The sequence below is a fragment of the Pseudomonas sp. SWI36 genome (genome assembly GCF_002948105.1).
Taxonomy (GTDB): domain Bacteria; phylum Pseudomonadota; class Gammaproteobacteria; order Pseudomonadales; family Pseudomonadaceae; genus Aquipseudomonas; species Aquipseudomonas alloputida.
The window spans coordinates 5,484,171-5,503,911 of record NZ_CP026675.1 but is presented as its reverse complement, the minus strand read 5'-3'; the positions used below and the strand labels follow the sequence as shown (position 1 = coordinate 5,503,911).

Here is a 19,741-nt window from a genome sequence, read left to right as displayed (position 1 = left end):
TTTCCCTGCGCCGCCACCCGGAAGAAATCGGGCTGTTCGCCCAGAAATCCATATGCACTGTGCACATTAAAGCTACGATCTGACGATCTGGAGTGTGCGCGACGACTTATTTTGAGGCGCCCATGCACCAAAGCGGGCCTGGGCTGGGTAGTAATCACCCAGCCCACGGCGGTTTACACGGTCCCGTCCAACCCCATTTGCCAGAAATCAGCCTCCAGGCTGGAGGCCTGGCCAAAAATCCCTGCCAGTTCGGCGAACCGCTGCTCGGTCATGCTGCGCGCCGCCAGTTCATCCAGGTGCTTGCGCGCTGCTGCGGCCACCCCTTGGTAGCCCTCCCCGGCATACTCGCCAATCCACTCGCGGTAGGGGTGATTGCTCAAGTCGCCAATGCGCTCGGCCAGGGTCCGGCCGATTTCGGCATAGCCGATCACGCAAGGTGCCAGTGCCACATGCAGCTCCAGCAGGTCGCCCGCTGCGCCGCAGTCCAGCACATAACGGGTGTATGCCACCGTGGCCTGATGCTCTGGCGCGGCCTCGATGTCTGCCTGGGTCAAGCCCCAGCGCGCGCACAGGCGCACGTGCAGCTCGGTTTCATCCAGGATCGCCGACAGCCCGGCCTGCGCTGCACGAATGTCGGCCGGGCGGCGGCTTTTGTAGGCGGCCAGCGCCCAGGCGCGGGCGAACTGGATCAGGAACAGGTAATCCTGCACAAGGTAGGTCCGGAACGCTTCCTCGCTCAGCGTGCCCTCGCCCATCTGACGCACGAAGTCATGGTCTACGTAGCGGTTCCATTGTGGCGAGGCAGCTGTCTTGAGGCGCTCGAAGATATCCATGCTCATTTGCCCTCCGGGTACACTGCATCGAAGAAAGCCAGCTCCAGCGCCACGGTGCGCTGGTAGAAGTCACTTGCCAATGCGGCCTCCTGCGGGCCGACGCGGTCCAGTTCGGCTTGCAGGAAAGCGACGAATGCCTGGAATGCCGGGTTGTCATGCAGGGTAATCCACTCGGCATGGACGAAGTTGTCCGGCATCGGTTTCGGCGCCTTGAGCGCCCAGTCCAGGTACAGGCCTTCGGCAACGTTCAGCACCGCCAGTGCCGCTGCATAGGAACGGGTGGCTGCCGCTTCGCGCATGATCGCCTTGAAACCTGCGGTAGGCGCGGTATCGGCCGGTTCACTGCGTTGCGCCGGGCTGACACCCAAGGCCTCGAAGGCACGCAGGAAGTAGGTGTTCTCGTCACTGCAGATCATCCCGGCAAAGCGGCCGAAGCGCAGGCGGGCTTCAAACGTGTCAGCGGTGGCGATGGCCGCGCCCAGCAGGGTCAGGAAGCTGTCGAGGAAACGGTGATCCTGGACCAGGTAATCGACCATGATCGGGTCAGGCAGGCTGCCGTCGCACAATCGGGTCACGAAACGGTGGCCAACGGCCGCCGACCAGGTCGGCTCGCTCTGGCGGCGCAGGGACTGGCTGAAACGTTCGGTCATGTTGCTGTCCTTGATGAGGGTGACAGCGAGACCTTGGCAATTGACATGGACTGGCCTCGCAGTGAGGCCGGCAAAAAGGCAGGTTACAAGCCCCATCCCTTCGCCGGCATGATCCGGATCAGGTTCGAAGGGTCACCGCGCTGTAGCGTTCAGCGGTTTCTCAGCCCATTGCCGGGCTCCCCTTGGTGACGCTCAGGTATACCCGAGGGCGCCGCGCCTGTCACTCCCCAAACTGTGGGCAATGGTGACCCGCTAATGGGTATCTGTCCCCATTCTTGACGCGCCATCTTTTAGTGCACGCCAGACGCTGCAAGGTTTTGTATGTCAAGGCATTACTGAAAAATCTGTTGGCATAGCTGTTGCTGATGGCCATTTAACGGGCAAAACGCCATTGATGGCTTAAGGCCCTAAGGCCGCAAAAGAGGCTTAAGCCAATGAAAACACCTGCTGCGAGTCACGCGTCCAGACGCGCGTTCCATCTCTCCTCCGTCACTGCGCTGATGATCAGCCTCGGGTTGATCACGGCCATGGCAGCCCCCCTCGACGACAACAGCATGCCACCGCCGACCGACCCGTCGGCCTACACCGACCAGCCGGACGACCCGACCGCTGCCTTGCTTGAGCTGAACACCATGCCAGAGGCCAACGAAGGCTCGCTGGAGCTGACCGATGGCGCGTATGGCGACCGCAACACGGTACGCACCGACAACGTACTGCCGCCTGCCCTGCAAACGTCGGACAAGTACCCTACCAACGGCAAACCCAGCCCGTTGTTCGGTGCGCAACCTTTCACCCAGCAACTGTTGCTGTTCGAAGAATTCGGACCAGAGAAGCTCGACCCGACCACGCCGGTGCCCGATCTGACCTTCCCGGTACCGACCCTCGGCGCGGCCCCCGCCCAAGACCCCAACGTGGTGGCACGCAGCGGCCCCAGTGGCAACGCACTGGAAGCGTTCCTCAAGCAACCCGGCCTGTACCCGTTTCCGACCCAGTACGCCAACGTGCTGGACCGCAACCCATGGAAGGCGCAGATCGAGATGTTCCTCAACCGCCAGCCGGTCGGCTCGCCCGCTGAAGGCCGGCCGCCAGGAAAAGGCTGGTCACACCAGCGCTGGAACGAGTTTTACCCGCAGGCAGCGTTCAAGACGGCCCAGGCCGGTGCGCGCATCAACCTCGGTCTGCGCGACCGCAAGCAAATGCACAACTATGCCGTCGGCGAATTTGCCCCGGGCGGCCTGTACTACCAGACCTCCGACATTCCGACCACGCTGGGCACCACCAAGGGCATCGACACACGCTTCCATCCGAACATGCCGCTGCAAAACCACAAATCGCTGTGGACCTTCGACGGCACTTTCCCGCCCAAGCTGCTGATGGTGCGCTACGGCCAGCCGATCCTGATGCGCCATTACAACGCCCTGCCAATTGACCCCTCGGCCAACGGTGGCTTTGGCCTGCATACCATTTCGACCCACGAGCACAACGGCCACTCCCCGGCCGAAAGCGACGGCTTTGCCAACGCGTACTTCTTCCCCGGCCAGTACTACGACTACCGGTGGCCGGTGCAACTGGCCGGCTACGACACCATCAACACCCGTGCCCAGGACCCGCGTGCCGCTTTCCCCTGCTCGCCGGGTGAAACCTTGTTCGTCAACGATGGTTCACCGGGCCTGAAAACCTGCGAGAACGGCAGCATCAAGATTCGTGGCGACTGGCGCGAAACCATGAGTACCCACTGGTTCCACGACCACATGATGGATTTCACGGCGCAGAACGTCTACAAGGGCAACGCCGTGATGATGAACTACTACAGCGCCCTGGACCGCGGCAACGAGGCCCTGCAGGACGGTGTCAACCTGCGCTTCCCAAGCGGGTCAGCCATGCCTTGGGGGAACCGTGACTATGACGTCAACCTGGTGGTTGCCGACAAAGCCTGGGATGCCAATGGCCAGCTGTGGTTCAACCCGTTCAACACGGACGGCTTCCTCGCTGACCAGATTCTGGTCAACTGGCAGTACAAGCCCAGGCTCAAGGTGCGTGCGCGCAGTTACCGCTTCCGTCTCCTCAACGGCTCGGTGTCGCGCTACTTCAAGTTCGCCGTGGTGCGGGAGATTGCCGGTACCAGTGGTGAGTTCAAAGGCCCGTCCGGCTCCAACCTGTCGTATGCGCGGGTGCCGTTCCACATGATTGCCAACGACGGCAACATCATGGAACACGCGGTGCCATTCGACGGCACGATGGACCTCAATGGTGACGGCAACCTGCAGGACAACAACGGCGTCTTGCCGTTGCAGGCCATTGCCGAGCGCTACGACATCATCATCAACTTCGCCAAGAACGGCATCAAGGCCGGCGACAAGCTGTACTTCGTCAACCTGATGGAGCACGACTCCGGCAAAGGTCCGAAGCAAGCTATCCCGTTGGCCGACGTGCTGTCGGAAAAATACAAGGCAGTAATCAAGCAGACCAGCAAAGGCCCGCAGTGGGACAACGGCGACCCGGCTGTCGGCAAGTTTCTGCAACTGTGGGTGCAACCGTACACCGGCCAGGACCTGAGCATGGACCCGGTAGCCTATGAGCCGGCCAAGCCAGGCAAGGCTGCTGGCCTGAAAATGCTGCCCCTGCCCATTGACCGCGACGCCGCAGCCGACCAGGCCAAACTCAAGGATGCCCGCCACCGCGAGTTCATCTTTGGCCGCTCTGACGGCACGGACACCACCCCGTGGACCATCAAGACCGACGGCGGCTTTGGCTACAGCATGGACCCACGCCGTATCAGTGCCGCACCGCAACTGGCCAACCAGTCCACCGACGGTGGTTTCAGCGGCGACGGCACCCTGGAAGTGTGGAAAATCGTCAACGGCGGCAATGGCTGGAGCCACCCGGTACACGTGCACTTCGAGGAAGGCGTGATTCTTAGCCGCGACGGCAAGGCCCCGCCAGAATGGGAAAAATGGGCGCGCAAGGATGTGTACCGTATCGGGTCGGAACCTGATTCGTCCGAAGAGGTGGAAATGGCCATCCGCTTCCGCGAGTTCGCAGGCACCTACATGGAGCACTGCCACAACACCCAGCACGAGGACTCTTCGATGCTGCTGCGCTGGGACCTTGAACACCCGGGGCAGTTCCAGGTAATGCCCACCCCGCTGCCAGGATGGGATGGCGTGCGTTACATGGCCTCGGTAGGCCTGCCAACGTTCCGCACCAAAACCGATGACGACGATGACGACCCGGCCAACAAACCACCTGTCGTGGCCAACGACAGTGCCGCAACGACTGCAGGCAAGCCGATCACCCTGAACGTGCTGGCCAACGACAGCGACCCGGACGGCAACGTACCGCTCACGGTCACCGGCCTCAGCCAGCCGGACTCCGGCCAGGGTACCGTGAGCACGGACGGCAGCACAGTGACGTACACCCCACCCGCTACGGTCGCCACGCCGTTCACGGCCAGCTTCAATTACACGGCGCGTGATACCAAGGGGGCCGAGTCGGTGACCCCGGCCACGGTCAGCATCGCCGTCACCCCAGCAGTGGCGGCCGACGAGCTCAAGGTCACCAGTGCCACAGTGCAACTGCGTAGCGGCAACCGGTTCACCTGGGATGTGCAGGGGACAACCACGGTCGCCACGGGCAACAGCATCAGCGTGACTGCAGCAACCACCGGTGGTCCGGTAAGCCTGGGGAACGCGACGCTGACTGCCACGACTACGGGGGCCCGTTGGCGGGTAGCGGTGACCACCACCGGCTTTGGCCCGGCCACGCCAGCGACGGTCACGGTGAAATCGACGCTGGGCCAGACGGTGACAGCGCCAGTCACATACAAGTGAGTGCAAAGCGGGGCCGCCATGCGGCCCCCATCAGCCAACCCACGAGGACCGCATCATGCCTGGCTCATGGCGATTCCTGCTGGTACTCGCGTTGTTCGCCGCCAGCATGCCGTTCTGGCCGCTGCAACCCCAACGAACGGTGGCCGAAGCAGCGGCCTCTCCCTGGGGGGCCAGCTATTTCCCCAACATCCCCCTGCTCACCCAGGATGGCGAAAAAGTGCATTTCTTCGACGACCTGATCAAGGACAAGGTGGTCGCCATCAACTTCATCTTTACCGGCTGCTCCGATTCCTGCCCAGTGGAAACCGCGCGCCTGCGCCAGGTACAGAAAATCCTCGGTGACCGGGTCGGCAAAGACATCTTCCTCTACTCCATCAGCATCGACCCTTATAACGACACCCCCGCCACCCTCAAGCGCTATGCCGAAAAGTTCGGCATCGGCCCAGGCTGGACCTTGCTGACCGGCGAACCCGACGACATCGAGCAACTACGCCGCAGCCTGGGGCTGTGGATCGATGGCCTGGAAAACGGCCGCTCCAAAGACCACAACCTGAGCCTCATCATCGGCAACCAGGCCACCGGCCGCTGGATGAAAGCCTCGCCTTTCGAAAGCCCGTACATCCTCGCAGACCGCCTGGGCAACAGCCTGCACAACTGGAAGCAGGCCAGCGCCATGAGCAATGACTACGCTGAGGCTCCGCAAATCCGCTCACCCAGCAGCGGCGAGCAGATATTCCGTACCCGTTGCTCGTCCTGCCATACCGTGGGCAACACCGAGCCAGGCCAGCCAGGCATCGGCCCCGACCTGCTGGGCGTGACCCGTCAGCGTGACGCCAACTGGCTGGTCCGCTGGCTGAAGGTGCCCGACCAGATGCTGGCCGAAAAAGACCCCTTGGCCATGCTGCTGTTCGAACAATACAACCGCCTGGCCATGCCCAACATGCGCTTGGGCGATGCCGAAGTTAGCGCATTGATGAGCTACCTCGAAGAGGAAACGGCTCGCCTGCAAACACCCATGGCTAATAGGGAAATCCCCTAAAGGCTATTAGCCACCAGTCATCAGACTGTCATCTTATTGTCGTATTTTCCGAGCATCACCCAGGGTCGGGAACTATCAGCAGTGATTCGCCGTTCGCTTTCCTCCACCAGCCTTCTGCGACTGCTGATCCTGATGCTCTGTGCAGCGACCCTGGCGTTTCTCTGGGGGCTGCACGTCACCCAGAAAGCCACCGCCCGACAGAATGCACTGTCGGCCAAGGCCATCGAGCACCTGAACCTGGCCAGCATCGTGGGCGAAAACCTGCGACAGCTTGTCGACCGCGCCCAGGCGGTGGGTCGTGTGACCCAGGACGACATGAAAGCGCGGCGCCAAGGCAACCTCAGCCTGGCAGCAGACCCAGTGTTCAAGCGCTTGAGCCTGTACGACCGACAAGGCCGGCTGCTAGCGGCCAGCCATACCGATGAGGCCGCCGAGTTGCCGGCAGACTGGTTGCGCCAACTGCAGCGGCACATTGACCACTACGGTTTCAAGCCTTTCCTGCCAAGCATTAAACCTGTCAGCCAAACCGCTGCCCTGCCCACTTGGCGCCTGCCCTTCCTGCTGCCGTTGACCAATTCGACCGGCCGGGAAATCGACAACATTTTGGTGGTGCATCTGGACGTCGGCTACCTGGCGGTGCTGTTCCAGCCTATCGACCTGGGCAACAGTGGCCTGGTGCGTCTGCTGCAGGATGACGGCCTGGAGCGGCTGCGCATCGACAACAGCGGCGTGGTGACTGCCGGCGACCTATTGCAGCCCCCGCTGCCGGCGCTAGACACCGAAGCGGGCATGCTGACCCAGTACGTAGCGGGTGATGCCTACCAAAGCGTGTACCGCCGTGTACCTGAGCACGGCTTCAGCGTGGTGGTCAGCCAGCGCCAGGCAGAAATCCTCGCACCCTCGACGCTGGCCTATTCCCGGCAGTTCTGGTTGAACCTGAGCATGACCCTGATGATCCTGGCCAGCCTGCTATGGACCTTGCGCCTGCTGCGCAAACGCCAGGAGGCGTTCGACGCGCTGGAACATGCCCAGCAAGTCAATCAGCAGCTGATCGTGCGCCTGGAGGACGAACACCGGCGCAGCAGCCACGCCGCCGCCACCGACCACCTCAGTGGCCTGCACAACCGCCGCCAGTTCGTCGAAGTGGCCAGTCAGGTGCTGACTCGGCAACGTGGCAAGCGCAGACTGATGGCGATCCTGTTCATCGACATGGACCGCTTCAAGTCGATCAACGACTCGCTCGGCCACAAGATTGGTGACCTGCTGCTACAGGCTGTGGCCGGGCGTATCCAGCGCCTGCTGGAGCCCGGCGACGAAGCTTCGCGGTTTGGCGGCGACGAATTCGTGGTGTTGCTGGCCGGTGAGCGCAGCGAGGAGCAGATCAACGCCTGGGTCCACGAACTGGTGCAGAAACTGTCGGCCACCTACGCCCTGGATGGCCAAGAGGTCAACACCAGCCCCAGTGTAGGGGTGAGCATCTGTCCGCGTGATGGCCAGGACATCGACAGCCTGATACGCAGTGCCGATGCGGCCATGTACTCGGCCAAGCAGGCAGGGCGCGCGCAGTATCGCTTTTTCGACCCCTCGCTGAACCTGGCCGATATCCAGGCGTTCACCCTTGAACAGGCCTTCGGCAGTGCCTTGGCCGAGCGCCAGTTCGTGCTGCACTACCAGCCGCAGATGCGCCTCGACACCCACCAGGTGCAGGGCTACGAGGCGCTGGTGCGTTGGGATCACCCCGAGTTCGGCCTGCTGTACCCGGACCGCTTCATCGACTTGGCCGAGCGCAGTGGCTTTATAGTCGAGCTGGGTTGGGAAGTACTGCAGCTGGCCTGTGAAGCCTTGTCGAGCTGGGATGCCCAAGGGCGCAAGACACGGCTGGCCGTCAATGTCTCCGCCCTGCAACTGCGTCAAGCCGACTTTGCTGACCGGCTGCTGAGCAAGTTGCAGCATCATGGCATCGCGCCCCAGCAGCTGGAGCTGGAAATTACCGAAACCACCATCCTCGACCCCGAAGGCACGGCGGTGACGCACTTGCATACGTTGCGCGGCGCAGGTCTGGGTATCAGTCTGGACGATTTTGGCCGTGGCTACGCCGGCTTTGCCCACCTGCATTCACTGCCCCTGAGCAAGCTGAAGATCGATCGTTCGCTGATCGCGGCGCTGTCCAACAGCCATGACGACAGCCCAATCGTGTCCTCCACCATCATCCTGGCCAAGCGCCTGGGCCTGGAAGTGGTGGCCGAGGGGGTGGAAACCCGTGAACAGGTGGTGTACCTGAAGCTTGCCGGCTGCGATATCGCCCAGGGCTACCACTTCAGCCGGCCACTGTCGCTGCCGCAGCTGTGGGCTTACCCGCCCTTCAACGGTATCGAGGACAAGGCATGCGTGTACTGAGCGCAACGGCAGGCTTGCCGAGGGCGTTGGGCAAGGACAGGCAACGCATTTCGGTTTATCGTGTACCGATCACACACCGACACCCGCACCATGACCGATATCGAGCGCTACCTTCGCGCCGCCACCCGTGACAACACCCGGCGCAGCTACCAGGCCGCCATCGAGCACTTCGAGAGCCATTGGGGCGGCTTTCTCCCGGCCACCGCCGAGAGTATCGCCCGCTACCTGGCCGATCACGCCGACCAGCATGCAGTCAGTACCCTGCGCCAACGCCTGGCCGCGCTCAGCCAATGGCACGTCGCCCAAGGCTTCCCCGATCCGACCAAGGCGCCATTGGTGCGTCAGGTGCTACGCGGCATCCGCACCCTGCACCCGACGCCACCCAAACAGGCCGCCCCGCTGTTGCTGCAACACCTGCAAACCGCTGTGACGTGTTTCGAAGAAGAAGCCCGACAAGCCCGCGAGCATCATGATTTGGCAGCCCTGCGCCGGGCTCGCCGTGACAGCGCCTTGCTGTTGCTGGGTTTCTGGCGTGGTTTTCGCGGCGATGAGCTGGCACGCCTGCGCATCGAACACATCCAGGCACAAGCCGGTGTCGGCATCACGCTTTTCCTGCCGCGCAGCAAGGGCGACCGCGAAGCCTTGGGCGTCCAGCACCGCACCCCTGCCCTCAAGGCCTTGTGCCCTGTCACTGCCTACCTGCAATGGCTTGAAGTCGCCGGTATTGCCCATGGGCCGGTGTTCCGCAAACTCGACCGCTGGGGCAACCTTGGTGACAGCGCACTCAACAGCAACAGCCTGGTCGGCCTGCTGCGGCGCATGCTGGAACGTGCCGGGGTGCCGGCGGCGCTGTATACCGGCCACTCGCTACGGCGGGGCTTCGCCACCTGGGCCACGGCCAATGGTTGGGAGCTGAAGTCGCTGATGAGCTATGTGGGCTGGAAAGACGCCAAGTCGGCGCTGCGCTACATCGACTCGGCGCAGCGTTTTGGCGAACTGGCCGTGCTACCGGCCAGTCAGGTGCAACCGCTTATTCCTTGAAGCTGTGCCTGGCGACGCCGCCCGTTTCCGGGCGGATGGCATACAGGTCGCCAGCGTCCGGATAATGGTGCAGGTCTTCTGGCGTCATGTCGTAACGCGCGGTGCTGATGTACAAGGTGTTCATCCCGGGCCCGCCAAAGCAGCAACTGGTGGGGCACGGTACTGGCATCAACACCTGGTCGGTCAGGTACCCGTGGCGGTCGTAGCGCAGCAGGCAGCTGCCATGGTACTGGCACACCCACAGCCCGCCTTCGCGGTCCAGCGCCAGGCCATCCGGCCGCCCCAGTTCGGCGGGGGTTTCGGCAAACAGCGTGACAGCGCCCAGCCGGCCTTCGATGAGGTACTCGGCGCGGTAGATCGCACGCGCCGCCGAATCGACGAAGTACACCGTATGGCCGTCCTGCGACCAGGCAAGGCCGGTGGGCAAGCCCATGTCATCGTGGATCACCTGGTCGCTCAATTGCCAGTCAAAGCGAAAAAGCGCCCCGGTATTGCCACTGAGGGCCTCGTCCATCAGGCCAGTGACGAAGCGTCCCTGTGGGTCGCAGGCGCCATCGTTGAAGCGGTAAGTCGAGCGCGGATGGACCGATGCCGAATGCTGGCTCACCTTGCGCGTTGGCACATCGAAGAGGGCCACGCTGGCATCCTCGGTGAAAATCAGGTTGCCCCGGTCGGTCAGCGCCAGGGCGCCAATGCGCGCGGCAGACTCGTAAAGGCACTCGACTTCGCCATCGGGTGTCAGGCCGTTGATGCGCCCGCCAGAGATATCGACAAAGTACAGCACGCCGCTGCGTTCATCCCAGACCAGGCTTTCACCAAGGTCCGCGCGCGTGTTGGCCACTTTGACCGGCACGTAACTGCATTCCTTGATGCGGCTCCAGCGCTCGGCCACCTGCACACGGCCAAGGTCCCGAGGGTGGCTGACACTGCTGTGTTCGTTGAAGCGCGTGGCGATGTGCTGGCTATTGCTGGCGCGCAAGGTGCAATCAGTGGGATGGCACAGCGCACCGGCCAGGTGAGTAACGGGCATTTCTGGCTACCTTCAATTCTCCTTTCTTACGATATCAACAAAAAAATCAATGACTTAATATTAAAAGCATGCAACTTTGATATCCCATGGATATCACCGCCGAGTCGCCACGCTGCAGGAATGCTGGATGATCGAAACACGCTTGCTCAGGCAGTTCATCGCCGTGGCCGAAGAGCTGCACTTCCACAAGGCCGCCCAGCGCCTGCACATGGCGCAACCACCGCTGAGCCAGGCGATCAACCGGCTCGAGGAAAAGCTCGGTTTCGGCCTGCTTCTGCGCAACAAGCGCGGGGTGCGCCTGACCGCAGCGGGTGCAGCGTTTCTCGATACCGCCTACCGCACGCTTGCTGAACTGGAACAAGGGATCGAGTACGCGCGCAACGTTTCTGCGGGGGTCAGCGGCAAACTGACCATCACGGCCATTTCCATCGCTTATTACGATTCGCTGCTCAACCGCTTGCGCCGCTTTCGGGAGACTTATCCAAACGTACAGCTGACCATCCGCGAGATGCCATCTGCCTCTCAGGCCAAGGCCTTGCTGGCCGGTGAGGCGGACATCGGCTTCATGCGCAGGCTACCGCTGCCGGCCGGCACCCTGGAGGCTCGCTTGCTGCTTGATGAGCAGATCGTCATGGCGCTGCCCGCCAGCCATCCCAAGGCGCGGCACGAGGCCGTCGACTTGCGCGAGTTTGCCGATGAGGACTTCGTGTTCACCCCGCAAGCGCTGGGCGGGGGTTACCACGCACAGTTGGTTGCGCTGTGCGAGTCGGCCGGGTTCTACCCCAAGGTCGTGCAGGAGGCGGCGCAGATCCACACCCTGCTGGGTCTGGTGGCCTGCGGCTTTGGCGTGGCCCTGGTGCCGGAGTCGTTCGTCCGCTCGACCCCACGCGAACGCGTGCGGTTTTGCCCGATCCGCCCTATCGATGACCAGCCCGCCCCAGGGCTTGGGCTGTACATGAAATGGAGCGCCCAGAATGCTTCGCCAGCGCTGGCCAACTTCATTGCCATGTTCGAGACGCAGCAATAAGGCCATTTCTACAGGGTGTTCAGCCTCGCTTCGCGCAGCGCCACAGCCGACCGATATCACAGGCCCTGGCCTGCAACAGCTCGGCAGCATTTGCACACGCCTGCTCCAGGCTCATCGGTCCGCTGGCCAGGGCAAATGCAGCGTCGACCCCATGGGCATACAACTGCTGATACCCCTCCCCCAAGGTCCCGGCCAGTACCACCACCGGCACGCCATGGCGCTTGGCAACCCGTGCCACCCCCATCGGCGTCTTGCCGCGCAGTGTCTGGGCATCGAAACGCCCCTCGCCCGTCACCACCAGATCTGCCCCCTGCGCCAGGGCGTCAAGGCCAGCCAGCTCAGCCACGACTTCCACCCCGGGGCGGAACTGCGCGTCCATGAATGCCCGGGCAGCGAAGCCCATGCCACCGGCCGCGCCACAACCAGGGTAATCGCGCACATCCTCGCCCAACAGCAGCGCACAATGGTCGGCAAAATGATTCAGCGCGTGGTCCAGCGCCTCCACTTGCTGCGGGTTGGCACCTTTTTGCGGGCCGAAGATGGCCGATGCGCCGTTGGCGCCACACAAGGGGTTGTCGACATCCGCCGCGACTTCAAACTGCACCCCGGCCAGGCGCGGGTCGAGGCCGCTGGCGTCGATACGGGCCAGCTTGGCCAAGGCCAGGCCGCCCTCTTCCAGCGCTTGCCCGTCAGCATCCAGCAGGCGCAGGCCAAGTGCTCGCAACATGCCACTGCCGGCATCGTTGGTGGCGCTGCCGCCGATGGCCAGCACCACACGCCGGGCGCCGGCGTCGAGGGCTGCGGCAATCAGTTCACCGGTACCCCAGGTGCTGCTGCGGCAAGCATCGCGCTGGCCGGTTGGCACCCGTTGCAGGCCACTGGCCTGGGCCATTTCGATGATTGCGGTGCGACTTTGCGGCAACCAGCCCCAGCCAGCCTCGACATGCTGCCCCAATGGCCCGCGCACGGTCTGGCGGCGCAATTCACCGCGGCTGGCGGCCAGGATCACCTCCACGGTGCCTTCGCCACCGTCGGCCATTGGGCACTCGACCAGTTCAGCCTCCGGCCACGCTTCGCTCAGGCCCGCAGCGATGGCGCGGGCGACACCGGCAGCGTCGAGGCTGTCCTTGAACGAGTCGGGGGCAATGACGATCTTCATGGGGTTTCTCCTGTCCTGATGAGCGGCATGCTGACAGGTGGCAGCCAAGGTGACCTCGGTCAAATGCACAAAACGCCGGCCGGGTTGTTTGGGCAGATGCCTTTTTGCCTGTTCTGGCGCAATCGCCGGCAAGTGAACACTTCAGTCAGCTGGCAACAGCTGCAACCCCAGATACAAGCTGAGCATCCCTTCCAGGCGCAGCGGGTCGACCTCACCCAGCTCGGCTATGCGCTCCAGTCGATAGCGCAGGCTGTTGCGGTGGATGCCCAGGGCATCGGCACAGGACTGGCTCTGGCCGTCATGGGCACACCAGGCGCGCAGGGTGGCGAGTAACTGGCCACTGCTGTCCTTGGCGCGGATGCGCTGCAACGGCTCCAGCAGCTCGTCCAGCGCGTCGTCGTTACGGTGGCGCCACAGCAGCGCCGGCAGCCGGTAGCGCTGCAGGCTGAGCAATCGTTCGCTGGGCAACACTTCGCGGCCATAGGCCAGCAAGTCACGCACCCGGCGGTAACCACGGCGTAACTGCTCCAGGCTCTGCGCTGCACTGCCCAGGGCCAGTCGCTCAATGTCCCAACCGTGGCGTTGCAGGCGTTCCAGCAGGCGCAGTTCATCCAGTGCCACGCCTGCCGGGCGGCACCACAGCAACGACTGGCGGGCCGGGCTGACGCACCAGCTATCCGGATAACGGCTCATCAACCATGCGGCCAGCGCCTCGGCAGGTGGCCCCGAGGCAATCTCTAACAGGCACGGTATCCGCGGTAGCTGAGGTTTCAAGCCCAACTGACGGGCTTCGTCCAGCAAGCGCGGCGAGTTACCGCTGCCGCCGAGCAATAGCGCCAGCAGGTCGTCACAGCGCTGCCTTCGCCATTGCTGGTCAGCCTGTAAATTGCGTTGGGCCAGCAGCATTTCGGCGGTCATGCGCACCAGCTCGCCATAGGTGCGCACCTGCTGCGGGTCGCCGGTCAGGCCCAACACGCCCATCAGCCGCCCATCGAGCATCAATGGCAGGTTCACGCCGGGCTGCACGCCCTTCAGGCACTTGGCCGCGTCGGTATCCAGTTCGACGATCCGGCCATTGGCCAAGACCAGCTGCGCGCCCTCGTGACGGGTGTTGATACGCTCCGGCTCACCGCTGCCCAGGATCAACCCCTGGCTGTCCATGACATTGACGTTGCAAGGCAAGATGGCCATTGCCCGGTCAACGATATCCTGCGCCAGGTCATGGTCGAGTTCGAACATTGCGTGTTCCTTTAGGTGTTTGGCTTTTGGGCTCGGGCACAGCAGCCTGGGCCAAGCGCTGTGCAAAAGCACAAAGACAGGCTGGCCGCAGTCCCCGAGACTCGTCAGGGCGAGCGCCGGAACAGGCGACGCGGCGAAAACCATAACAACAGAGAACCCGATCATGGCACACAGCCCCGCCCCTGACCAAGGCACGGACACCACCCGCAACGCGCTGTACCGGCGTATCACCTTGCGGCTGATTCCGTTCATTTTCATCTGCTACCTGTTCAACTACCTGGACCGCGTCAACGTCGGCTTTGCCAAGCTGCAGATGCTCGACGCCCTGAAATTCAGCGAAACGGTGTACGGCCTTGGCGCCGGCATCTTCTTCATCGGCTACGTACTGTGTGGCCTGCCAAGCAACCTGGCCCTCAACCGCTTCGGCCCACGGCGCTGGATCGCGCTGATGATGATCGCCTGGGGCAGCCTGTCCACCTGCCTGCTGTTCGTCACTACCCCTGCCGAGTTCTACACCCTGCGCCTGCTCACCGGCGCTGCCGAAGCCGGCTTCTTCCCGGGTGTGGTGCTGTACCTCTCGCGCTGGTTCCCGGCGGCCCGGCGCGGCCGCATCATGGCCCTTTTCATGTCGGCGATCCCGGTATCGGGCCTGCTTGGCGGGCCGTTCTCCGGCTGGATCCTCGAACATTTCGCCGCCGGCCAGCACGGCCTGGCCGGCTGGCAGTGGATGTTCCTGATCCAGGGCCTGCCGACCGTGGCCTTGGGCGTACTAGCGGTGTTCCTGCTCAGTGACGGCTACCAGAAAGCCGCCTGGCTGAGCCCGGCTGAACGTCAGCTGATCGCTGCCGACCTGCAGGCCGATGCTGCAAGCAAACCGAGCACCACCAGCGACAGCGTGCTGGCCGTGTTGACCAACCCGCTGATCTGGACCTTCGGCTTCGTCTACTTCTGCATCCAGAGCGGCGTATACGCGATCAACTTCTGGCTACCCTCGATCATCAAGAGCATGGGCTTCGACAACCCGCTGCTGATCGGCTGGCTCAGCGCCATCCCGTACCTGCTGGCGGGTGTGTTCATGATTCTTTGCGGGCGCTCGGCCGACCTGCGCAACGAGCGCCGCTGGCACCTGGTGGTGCCAATGCTGATGGGCGCCGTCGGCCTGCTGATTGCGGTGAACTTCGCCGGCAACCCGAGCATTGCCATTCTTGGCTTGTCGATCGCCACCATGGGCGCGCTTACCGGTTTGCCGATGTTCTGGCCAATGCCGACTGCGCTGCTCAGTGCCGGAGCCGCCGTGGCAGGTCTGGCGATCATCAACTCGGTAGGCCAGATGGCGGGTTTTCTCAGCCCGTACCTGGTCGGGTTCATCAAGGACCAGACCGGCTCAACCGATGCCGCACTGTATTCGCTCGCGGCGTTGATCGTATTGGGTAGCCTGGTGGCCTTGCGTGTAACGCGAGCGGGTTCGCTGAGTACTGCACGGGTGAGTTGAGGCATTCGCAGGCTTGCCCACGCCCACAAGTTTCAAGCCTGTGGGCGCGGGCAAGCCTGCAATGAGGCCCACCCAAGCCGCACCAAATCCACACCCGCCACCGATCGTCAGCTCAACGCATCCCCTTCCCGCCCCAGGCGTCAAATGGTTCCAAAGGCCCCTTTGGAGAAGCCCCATGACCCAGTACGCCGTGGCCCGCTTGGCCCAGCTCGACGAGCACCGCCCCCTGCGCGTCCAGGCCGGCAACGAAGAACTCATCCTCATCCGCCAAGGCGATCAGGTACACGCCTACCAGGGCAACTGCCCCCACGCAGGCGCCCCCCTTGATGAAGGCGTGGTTTGCGGTGGTTTGCTGGTCTGCCCTTGGCACAAAGCTGCATTCGCCGTTGACGATGGCGTGGTCTGTGAGCCGCCTGCACTCGCCGACCTGCGCCGCTACAAGGCGTGGATCAAGGGCGATGAAGTCTGGGTCGATGACCAGCCCCTGTCGGCAACCGAACCGCCCAGGCACAGCGATGCCCGCTGTTTTGTGGTGGTCGGCGCCGGGGCCGCCGGCAGCGCCGCCGTCGCCACGCTGCTGGCTCATGGCTTCGCGGGCAGGCTGGTATGGATCGACCAGGAGCGCCAGCCGGCCTACGATCGCACAGCACTGAGCAAATTCGTGATTGCCGGGCAGATGCCGCCCGATGAGGTCCCCGCGCTGCTCGAAGCCGACGCCCTGCGCAAGGGCCAGCTGGAGCGCAAGTACGGCAAGGTGCGCACCCTGAACAGCCAGAAGCGCCAGGTCACCCTCGCCGATGGTCAGCAGATCGATTACGACGCCTGCCTGCTGGCAACCGGCGGTAAAGCACTGCGCCCAGACATTACCGGTGCCGACTTGCCCGGGGTGTTCACCCTCCGCTCGCTGGAAGATGCTGCACAGTTGCTCGACGCAGCCGAGCCTGGCCAACCGGTGGTCATCGTCGGTGATGGCTTCATCGGCCTGGAGGCAGCCTCGGCATTGCGCAAGTATGGCTTGCAGGTGCACGTGGTCTCGCGCCACGAAGTCCCTCTGGCCCGACAGTTGGGCGAGCGGATCGGGCGCTGCATTCGCGCGCTGCATGAACGAAAAGGCATCACCTTCCACGGCCCCACCGAGGTCGAGCGGATCGAAGGCCTGGACAAGGTCGAAGCGGTGCAACTGGCCAATGGTGAACGGCTGCATACCCCCTTGGTGCTGCTCGGCACCGGGGTAAAGCCCGCCACCGCGTTCCTTCAAGGCGTGCCGCTTGGCGAAGACAAATCGGTGAGGGTCGACGCAGAAATGCGCGCAGCCGACGGTTTGTGGGCCGCCGGTGACATCGCCACGTTCCCGCTCACGGGGCGCCCGGTGCGCATCGAGCACTGGCGCCTGGCCCAGCAACACGGGGTTATCGCCGCCGCCAACATGCTTGGCGAACAACGCCGTTATGCCGATGTACCGTTCTTTTGGACCTACCAGCATGGCCGTACCTATGAAGTGTTAGGCCATGCCAGGGACTGGAACCGCATCGAATTCGTCGGTGAGCCGGAAAAAGGCGATTTCGTTGCCCTGCAGTGTGTGGATGAGCGCGTCGAGGCCGTTATCGCCAAGGGTTACTCCGATGCCATGGCAACGCTGTCGCAACGCCTGAAGCGCCCCTTGAGCCTGCAGGAGGCTTTGGCGCTCATTGGCTGAGGGGCGCCTTTCAATGCTTCCCGGTTGTGTGTAAAACAGGTAGGTCAGCCGACTGCATAAGGACCCACGCGCATGATCTACCGCCCCCTAGGCCACAGTGGCCTGCAGGTTTCCGCCCTTACCCTGGGCAGCATGATGTTCGGCGAGCAGACCAGTACCGAGGATGCCCTGCGCATCATCGACAAGGCCTGGGACCAAGGCATCAACTTCATCGACACCGCCGACGTGTACAACGCCGGGCGCTCGGAAGAAATCGTCGGTGAAGCCGTGGCGCGCCATCGCCATGACTGGATCGTCGCCAGCAAGGTCGGCTTCGGCCCGGCCGACGGCCTGCCTAACCGCAGCGGGTTGTCGCGCAAGCACATCTTCAATGCCGTGGATGCCACGCTGACCCGCATGGGCATGGACTACCTGGACATCTACTACCTGCACCGAGAAGACCACAAGGTACCGCTGGAAGAGACCGTGCAGGCCATTGGCGACTTGTTGCGCCAGGGCAAGATCCGCTACTGGGGGGTGTCCAATTTCCGTGGTTGGCGCATTGCCGAGGTCTGCCATGTTGCCGAGCGCCTCGGTGTGCCCAGGCCGGTAGTCAGCCAGCCGCTGTACAACATCGTCAACCGTCAGGCCGAGCCCGAACAGCTCACGGCCGCCGCCGCCCATGGTCTGGGCGTCGTACCCTTCAGCCCGCTGGCCCGGGGCGTGCTCAGTGGCAAGTATGCGCCGGGCGCGGTGCCGGATGCCGGTAGCCGCGCAGGGCGGCAGGACAAACGCATCATGGAAGTGGAGTGGCGCCAGGAGTCGCTGACCATTGCCCGGCAGATTCAGACGTATGCAGAGGCCAAGGGGGTGGGTATTGTCGAATTCGCCATTGCCTGGGTGTTGAATAACCAATGGGTCAGTTCCGCGATTGTCGGGCCGCGGACCGAGGAGCAGTGGGATACCTATGGCGGCGCATTGGCGGTGAAGATTACCGCGGAGGATGAGGCATTCATCGATTCGTTGGTAACGCCAGGGCATGCGTCCACGCCGGGCTTCAATGACGTGGCGCATTATGTGAGTGGGCGGCTGGCACGCAGCTGACGCATTGGGGAGCCCTGAGCCGGGCTCCCGGTCCCCCCTTTCCCCAATCACCCCGGTATCGTGCGCACCATTGGTTTTCCACCTCTGGAGCTGCAATGAAACTCTTGCAACCGCTGCAAATCGGCCCACTCACCCTGCCCAACCGCGTATTCATGGCCCCCCTCACCCGCCTGCGCAGCCTGGAGCCGGGTGATGTACCCACCGCGCTGATGGCCGAGTACTACCGTCAGCGTGCCAGTGCTGGGCTGATCATCACTGAAGCCACGCAAATCTCCTTCCAGGCCAAGGGCTACTCGGGCTCGCCCGGCATTCACAGCGCCGAACAGATCGCTGCCTGGAAGCACATCAACGAAGGCATCCATGCCGATGGCGGCCACAGCGCCGTGCAGGTGTGGCACACCGGGCGGGTGTCGCATACCTCCCTGCAACCTGGCGGCAAGGCACCCGTGGCCCCTTCGGCACTGCCGGCGGATGCACGCACCACCCTGCGTGACGCGCAAGGCAACCTGACGCGCGTGGAAACCTCCGCCCCCGGGCGCTCAGCGAAGCGGAGATCGCTGGCATCGTCGCCGACTTTGGCCAGGCCGCGATCAATGCCTGTGAAGCCGGCTTCGACTTCATCGAGTTGCACGCCGCCCACGGTTACCTGCTGCACCAGTTCCTCACCCCCAGTGCCAACCAGCGCGAAGACCGCTACGGCGGCAGCGTTGAAAACCGTGCGCGCATTGTGCTGGAGGCGGTGGATGCGGCCATTGCCAACTGGAGCGCCGACCGGGTCGGTATTCGCGTGTTCCCGTTGGGTGGTTTCAATGGTGTGGACAATGGCGAAGACCAGGAAGCCGCCGGCCTGTACCTGATCCGCGAGCTGGCCAAGCGCAACCTCGCCTACCTGCACCTGTCCGAGCCGGACTGGGCCGGTGGCAAGCCACTGCGTGACGAGTTCCGCCAGGCCATTCGCGCCGCCTACCCCGGGGTGATCATCGCGGCCGGTGCCTACACTGCCGAGAAAGGCGAAGACCTCATCGGGCGGGGTTTGATCGATGCCGTGGCGTTCGGGCGCGCCTACATTGCCAACCCCGACCTGGTGGAGCGTCTGCGGCTGCAAGCGCCGCTGAATGAGCACCGGGCGAAGTTCGATTACGCCAATGGGCCTGAAGGGTATACGGATTATCCGTTCCTGAAGCAGGCTTGATGCAAAAACGGGCGCTCTTGCGGGCGCCCGTTT

13 protein-coding genes, 1 pseudogene and 1 riboswitch are annotated in these 19,741 nt (G+C 63.5%); of the genes and pseudogenes, 9 read left to right on the top strand and 5 right to left on the bottom strand.

Translation table 11 applies throughout. The annotated features are described in order from the left end of the window. Window positions 1-173: 173 nt before the first annotated feature. Together tenA and C4Q27_RS26220 are read right to left on the bottom strand one after the other, a co-directional pair. On the bottom strand, window positions 174-839 hold the full coding sequence (gene tenA / locus C4Q27_RS26225) for a thiaminase II (protein ID WP_104887614.1): 666 nt from the start codon (window positions 837-839) through the stop codon (window positions 174-176). Next, window positions 836-1,483 (bottom strand): TenA family protein, encoded by a 648-nt coding sequence (locus C4Q27_RS26220; RefSeq protein WP_104887613.1) that lies wholly within the window; start codon window positions 1,481-1,483, stop codon window positions 836-838. Before C4Q27_RS26220 ends, tenA begins: the two co-directional genes overlap by 4 nt. A 78-nt stretch (window positions 1,484-1,561) precedes the next feature. Continuing rightward, window positions 1,562-1,676, bottom strand: a riboswitch (TPP riboswitch). A gap of 241 nt (window positions 1,677-1,917) precedes the next feature. Here C4Q27_RS26220 and C4Q27_RS26215 point away from each other — a divergent pair. The 4 genes from C4Q27_RS26215 to C4Q27_RS26200 all read left to right on the top strand — a co-directional run bounded on the left by C4Q27_RS26215 (window position 1,918) and on the right by C4Q27_RS26200 (window position 9,790). Continuing rightward, window positions 1,918-5,313 (top strand): Ig-like domain-containing protein, encoded by a 3,396-nt coding sequence (locus C4Q27_RS26215; protein ID WP_104887612.1) that lies wholly within the window; start codon window positions 1,918-1,920, stop codon window positions 5,311-5,313. A 55-nt stretch (window positions 5,314-5,368) separates the two neighbouring features. Then, window positions 5,369-6,352: an SCO family protein gene (locus C4Q27_RS26210; RefSeq protein WP_104887611.1), complete on the top strand. Its 984-nt coding sequence runs from the start codon at window positions 5,369-5,371 to the stop codon at window positions 6,350-6,352. Between the two features lie 81 nt (window positions 6,353-6,433). Then, window positions 6,434-8,749 (top strand): bifunctional diguanylate cyclase/phosphodiesterase, encoded by a 2,316-nt coding sequence (locus tag C4Q27_RS26205; protein ID WP_104887610.1) that lies wholly within the window; start codon window positions 6,434-6,436, stop codon window positions 8,747-8,749. A 60-nt stretch (window positions 8,750-8,809) separates the two neighbouring features. Then, window positions 8,810-9,790, top strand: coding sequence for a site-specific integrase (locus C4Q27_RS26200; RefSeq protein ID WP_081273223.1), 981 nt, complete (start codon window positions 8,810-8,812; stop codon window positions 9,788-9,790). Here C4Q27_RS26200 and C4Q27_RS26195 read toward each other — a convergent pair. Further along, entirely contained in the window at window positions 9,780-10,820 is a 1,041-nt protein-coding gene (locus C4Q27_RS26195; protein WP_064491980.1) for an SMP-30/gluconolactonase/LRE family protein, read from the bottom strand. The two genes, C4Q27_RS26200 and C4Q27_RS26195, sit on opposite strands and share 11 nt — an antisense overlap. 127 nt (window positions 10,821-10,947) lie before the next feature. On the opposite strand from C4Q27_RS26195, the gene C4Q27_RS26190 reads away from it, so the two are divergent. Next, window positions 10,948-11,847, top strand: coding sequence for a LysR substrate-binding domain-containing protein (locus C4Q27_RS26190; protein ID WP_104887609.1), 900 nt, complete (start codon window positions 10,948-10,950; stop codon window positions 11,845-11,847). Window positions 11,848-11,866: 19 nt separating this feature from the next. On the opposite strand, the gene C4Q27_RS26185 is transcribed toward C4Q27_RS26190, so the two are convergent. Both C4Q27_RS26185 and C4Q27_RS26180 read right to left on the bottom strand, forming a co-directional pair. Further along, window positions 11,867-13,006, bottom strand: coding sequence for a glycerate kinase (locus C4Q27_RS26185; protein WP_064491978.1), 1,140 nt, complete (start codon window positions 13,004-13,006; stop codon window positions 11,867-11,869). A gap of 141 nt (window positions 13,007-13,147) precedes the next feature. Then, complete coding sequence (locus C4Q27_RS26180; protein ID WP_104887608.1) at window positions 13,148-14,245, bottom strand: sugar diacid recognition domain-containing protein; 1,098 nt, start codon at window positions 14,243-14,245, stop codon at window positions 13,148-13,150. Window positions 14,246-14,408: 163 nt separating this feature from the next. Here C4Q27_RS26180 and C4Q27_RS26175 point away from each other — a divergent pair, with 163 nt between their 5' ends. From C4Q27_RS26175 to C4Q27_RS26160, 4 genes and pseudogenes are all read left to right on the top strand, one after another. After that, entirely contained in the window at window positions 14,409-15,737 is a 1,329-nt protein-coding gene (locus tag C4Q27_RS26175; RefSeq protein ID WP_104887607.1) for an MFS transporter, read from the top strand. Window positions 15,738-15,912: 175 nt separating this feature from the next. Further along, window positions 15,913-17,433 carry an FAD-dependent oxidoreductase gene (locus tag C4Q27_RS26170; protein ID WP_104887606.1) on the top strand — a complete coding sequence of 507 codons (1,521 nt, stop codon included), beginning with the start codon at window positions 15,913-15,915 and terminating at the stop codon, window positions 17,431-17,433. 72 nt (window positions 17,434-17,505) lie between these two features. Next, window positions 17,506-18,516 (top strand): aldo/keto reductase, encoded by a 1,011-nt coding sequence (locus C4Q27_RS26165; RefSeq protein WP_104887605.1) that lies wholly within the window; start codon window positions 17,506-17,508, stop codon window positions 18,514-18,516. A 95-nt stretch (window positions 18,517-18,611) separates the two neighbouring features. Continuing rightward, window positions 18,612-19,708 (top strand): annotated as a pseudogene (locus C4Q27_RS26160) (alkene reductase). The last annotated feature ends 33 nt before the right edge of the window (window positions 19,709-19,741 follow it).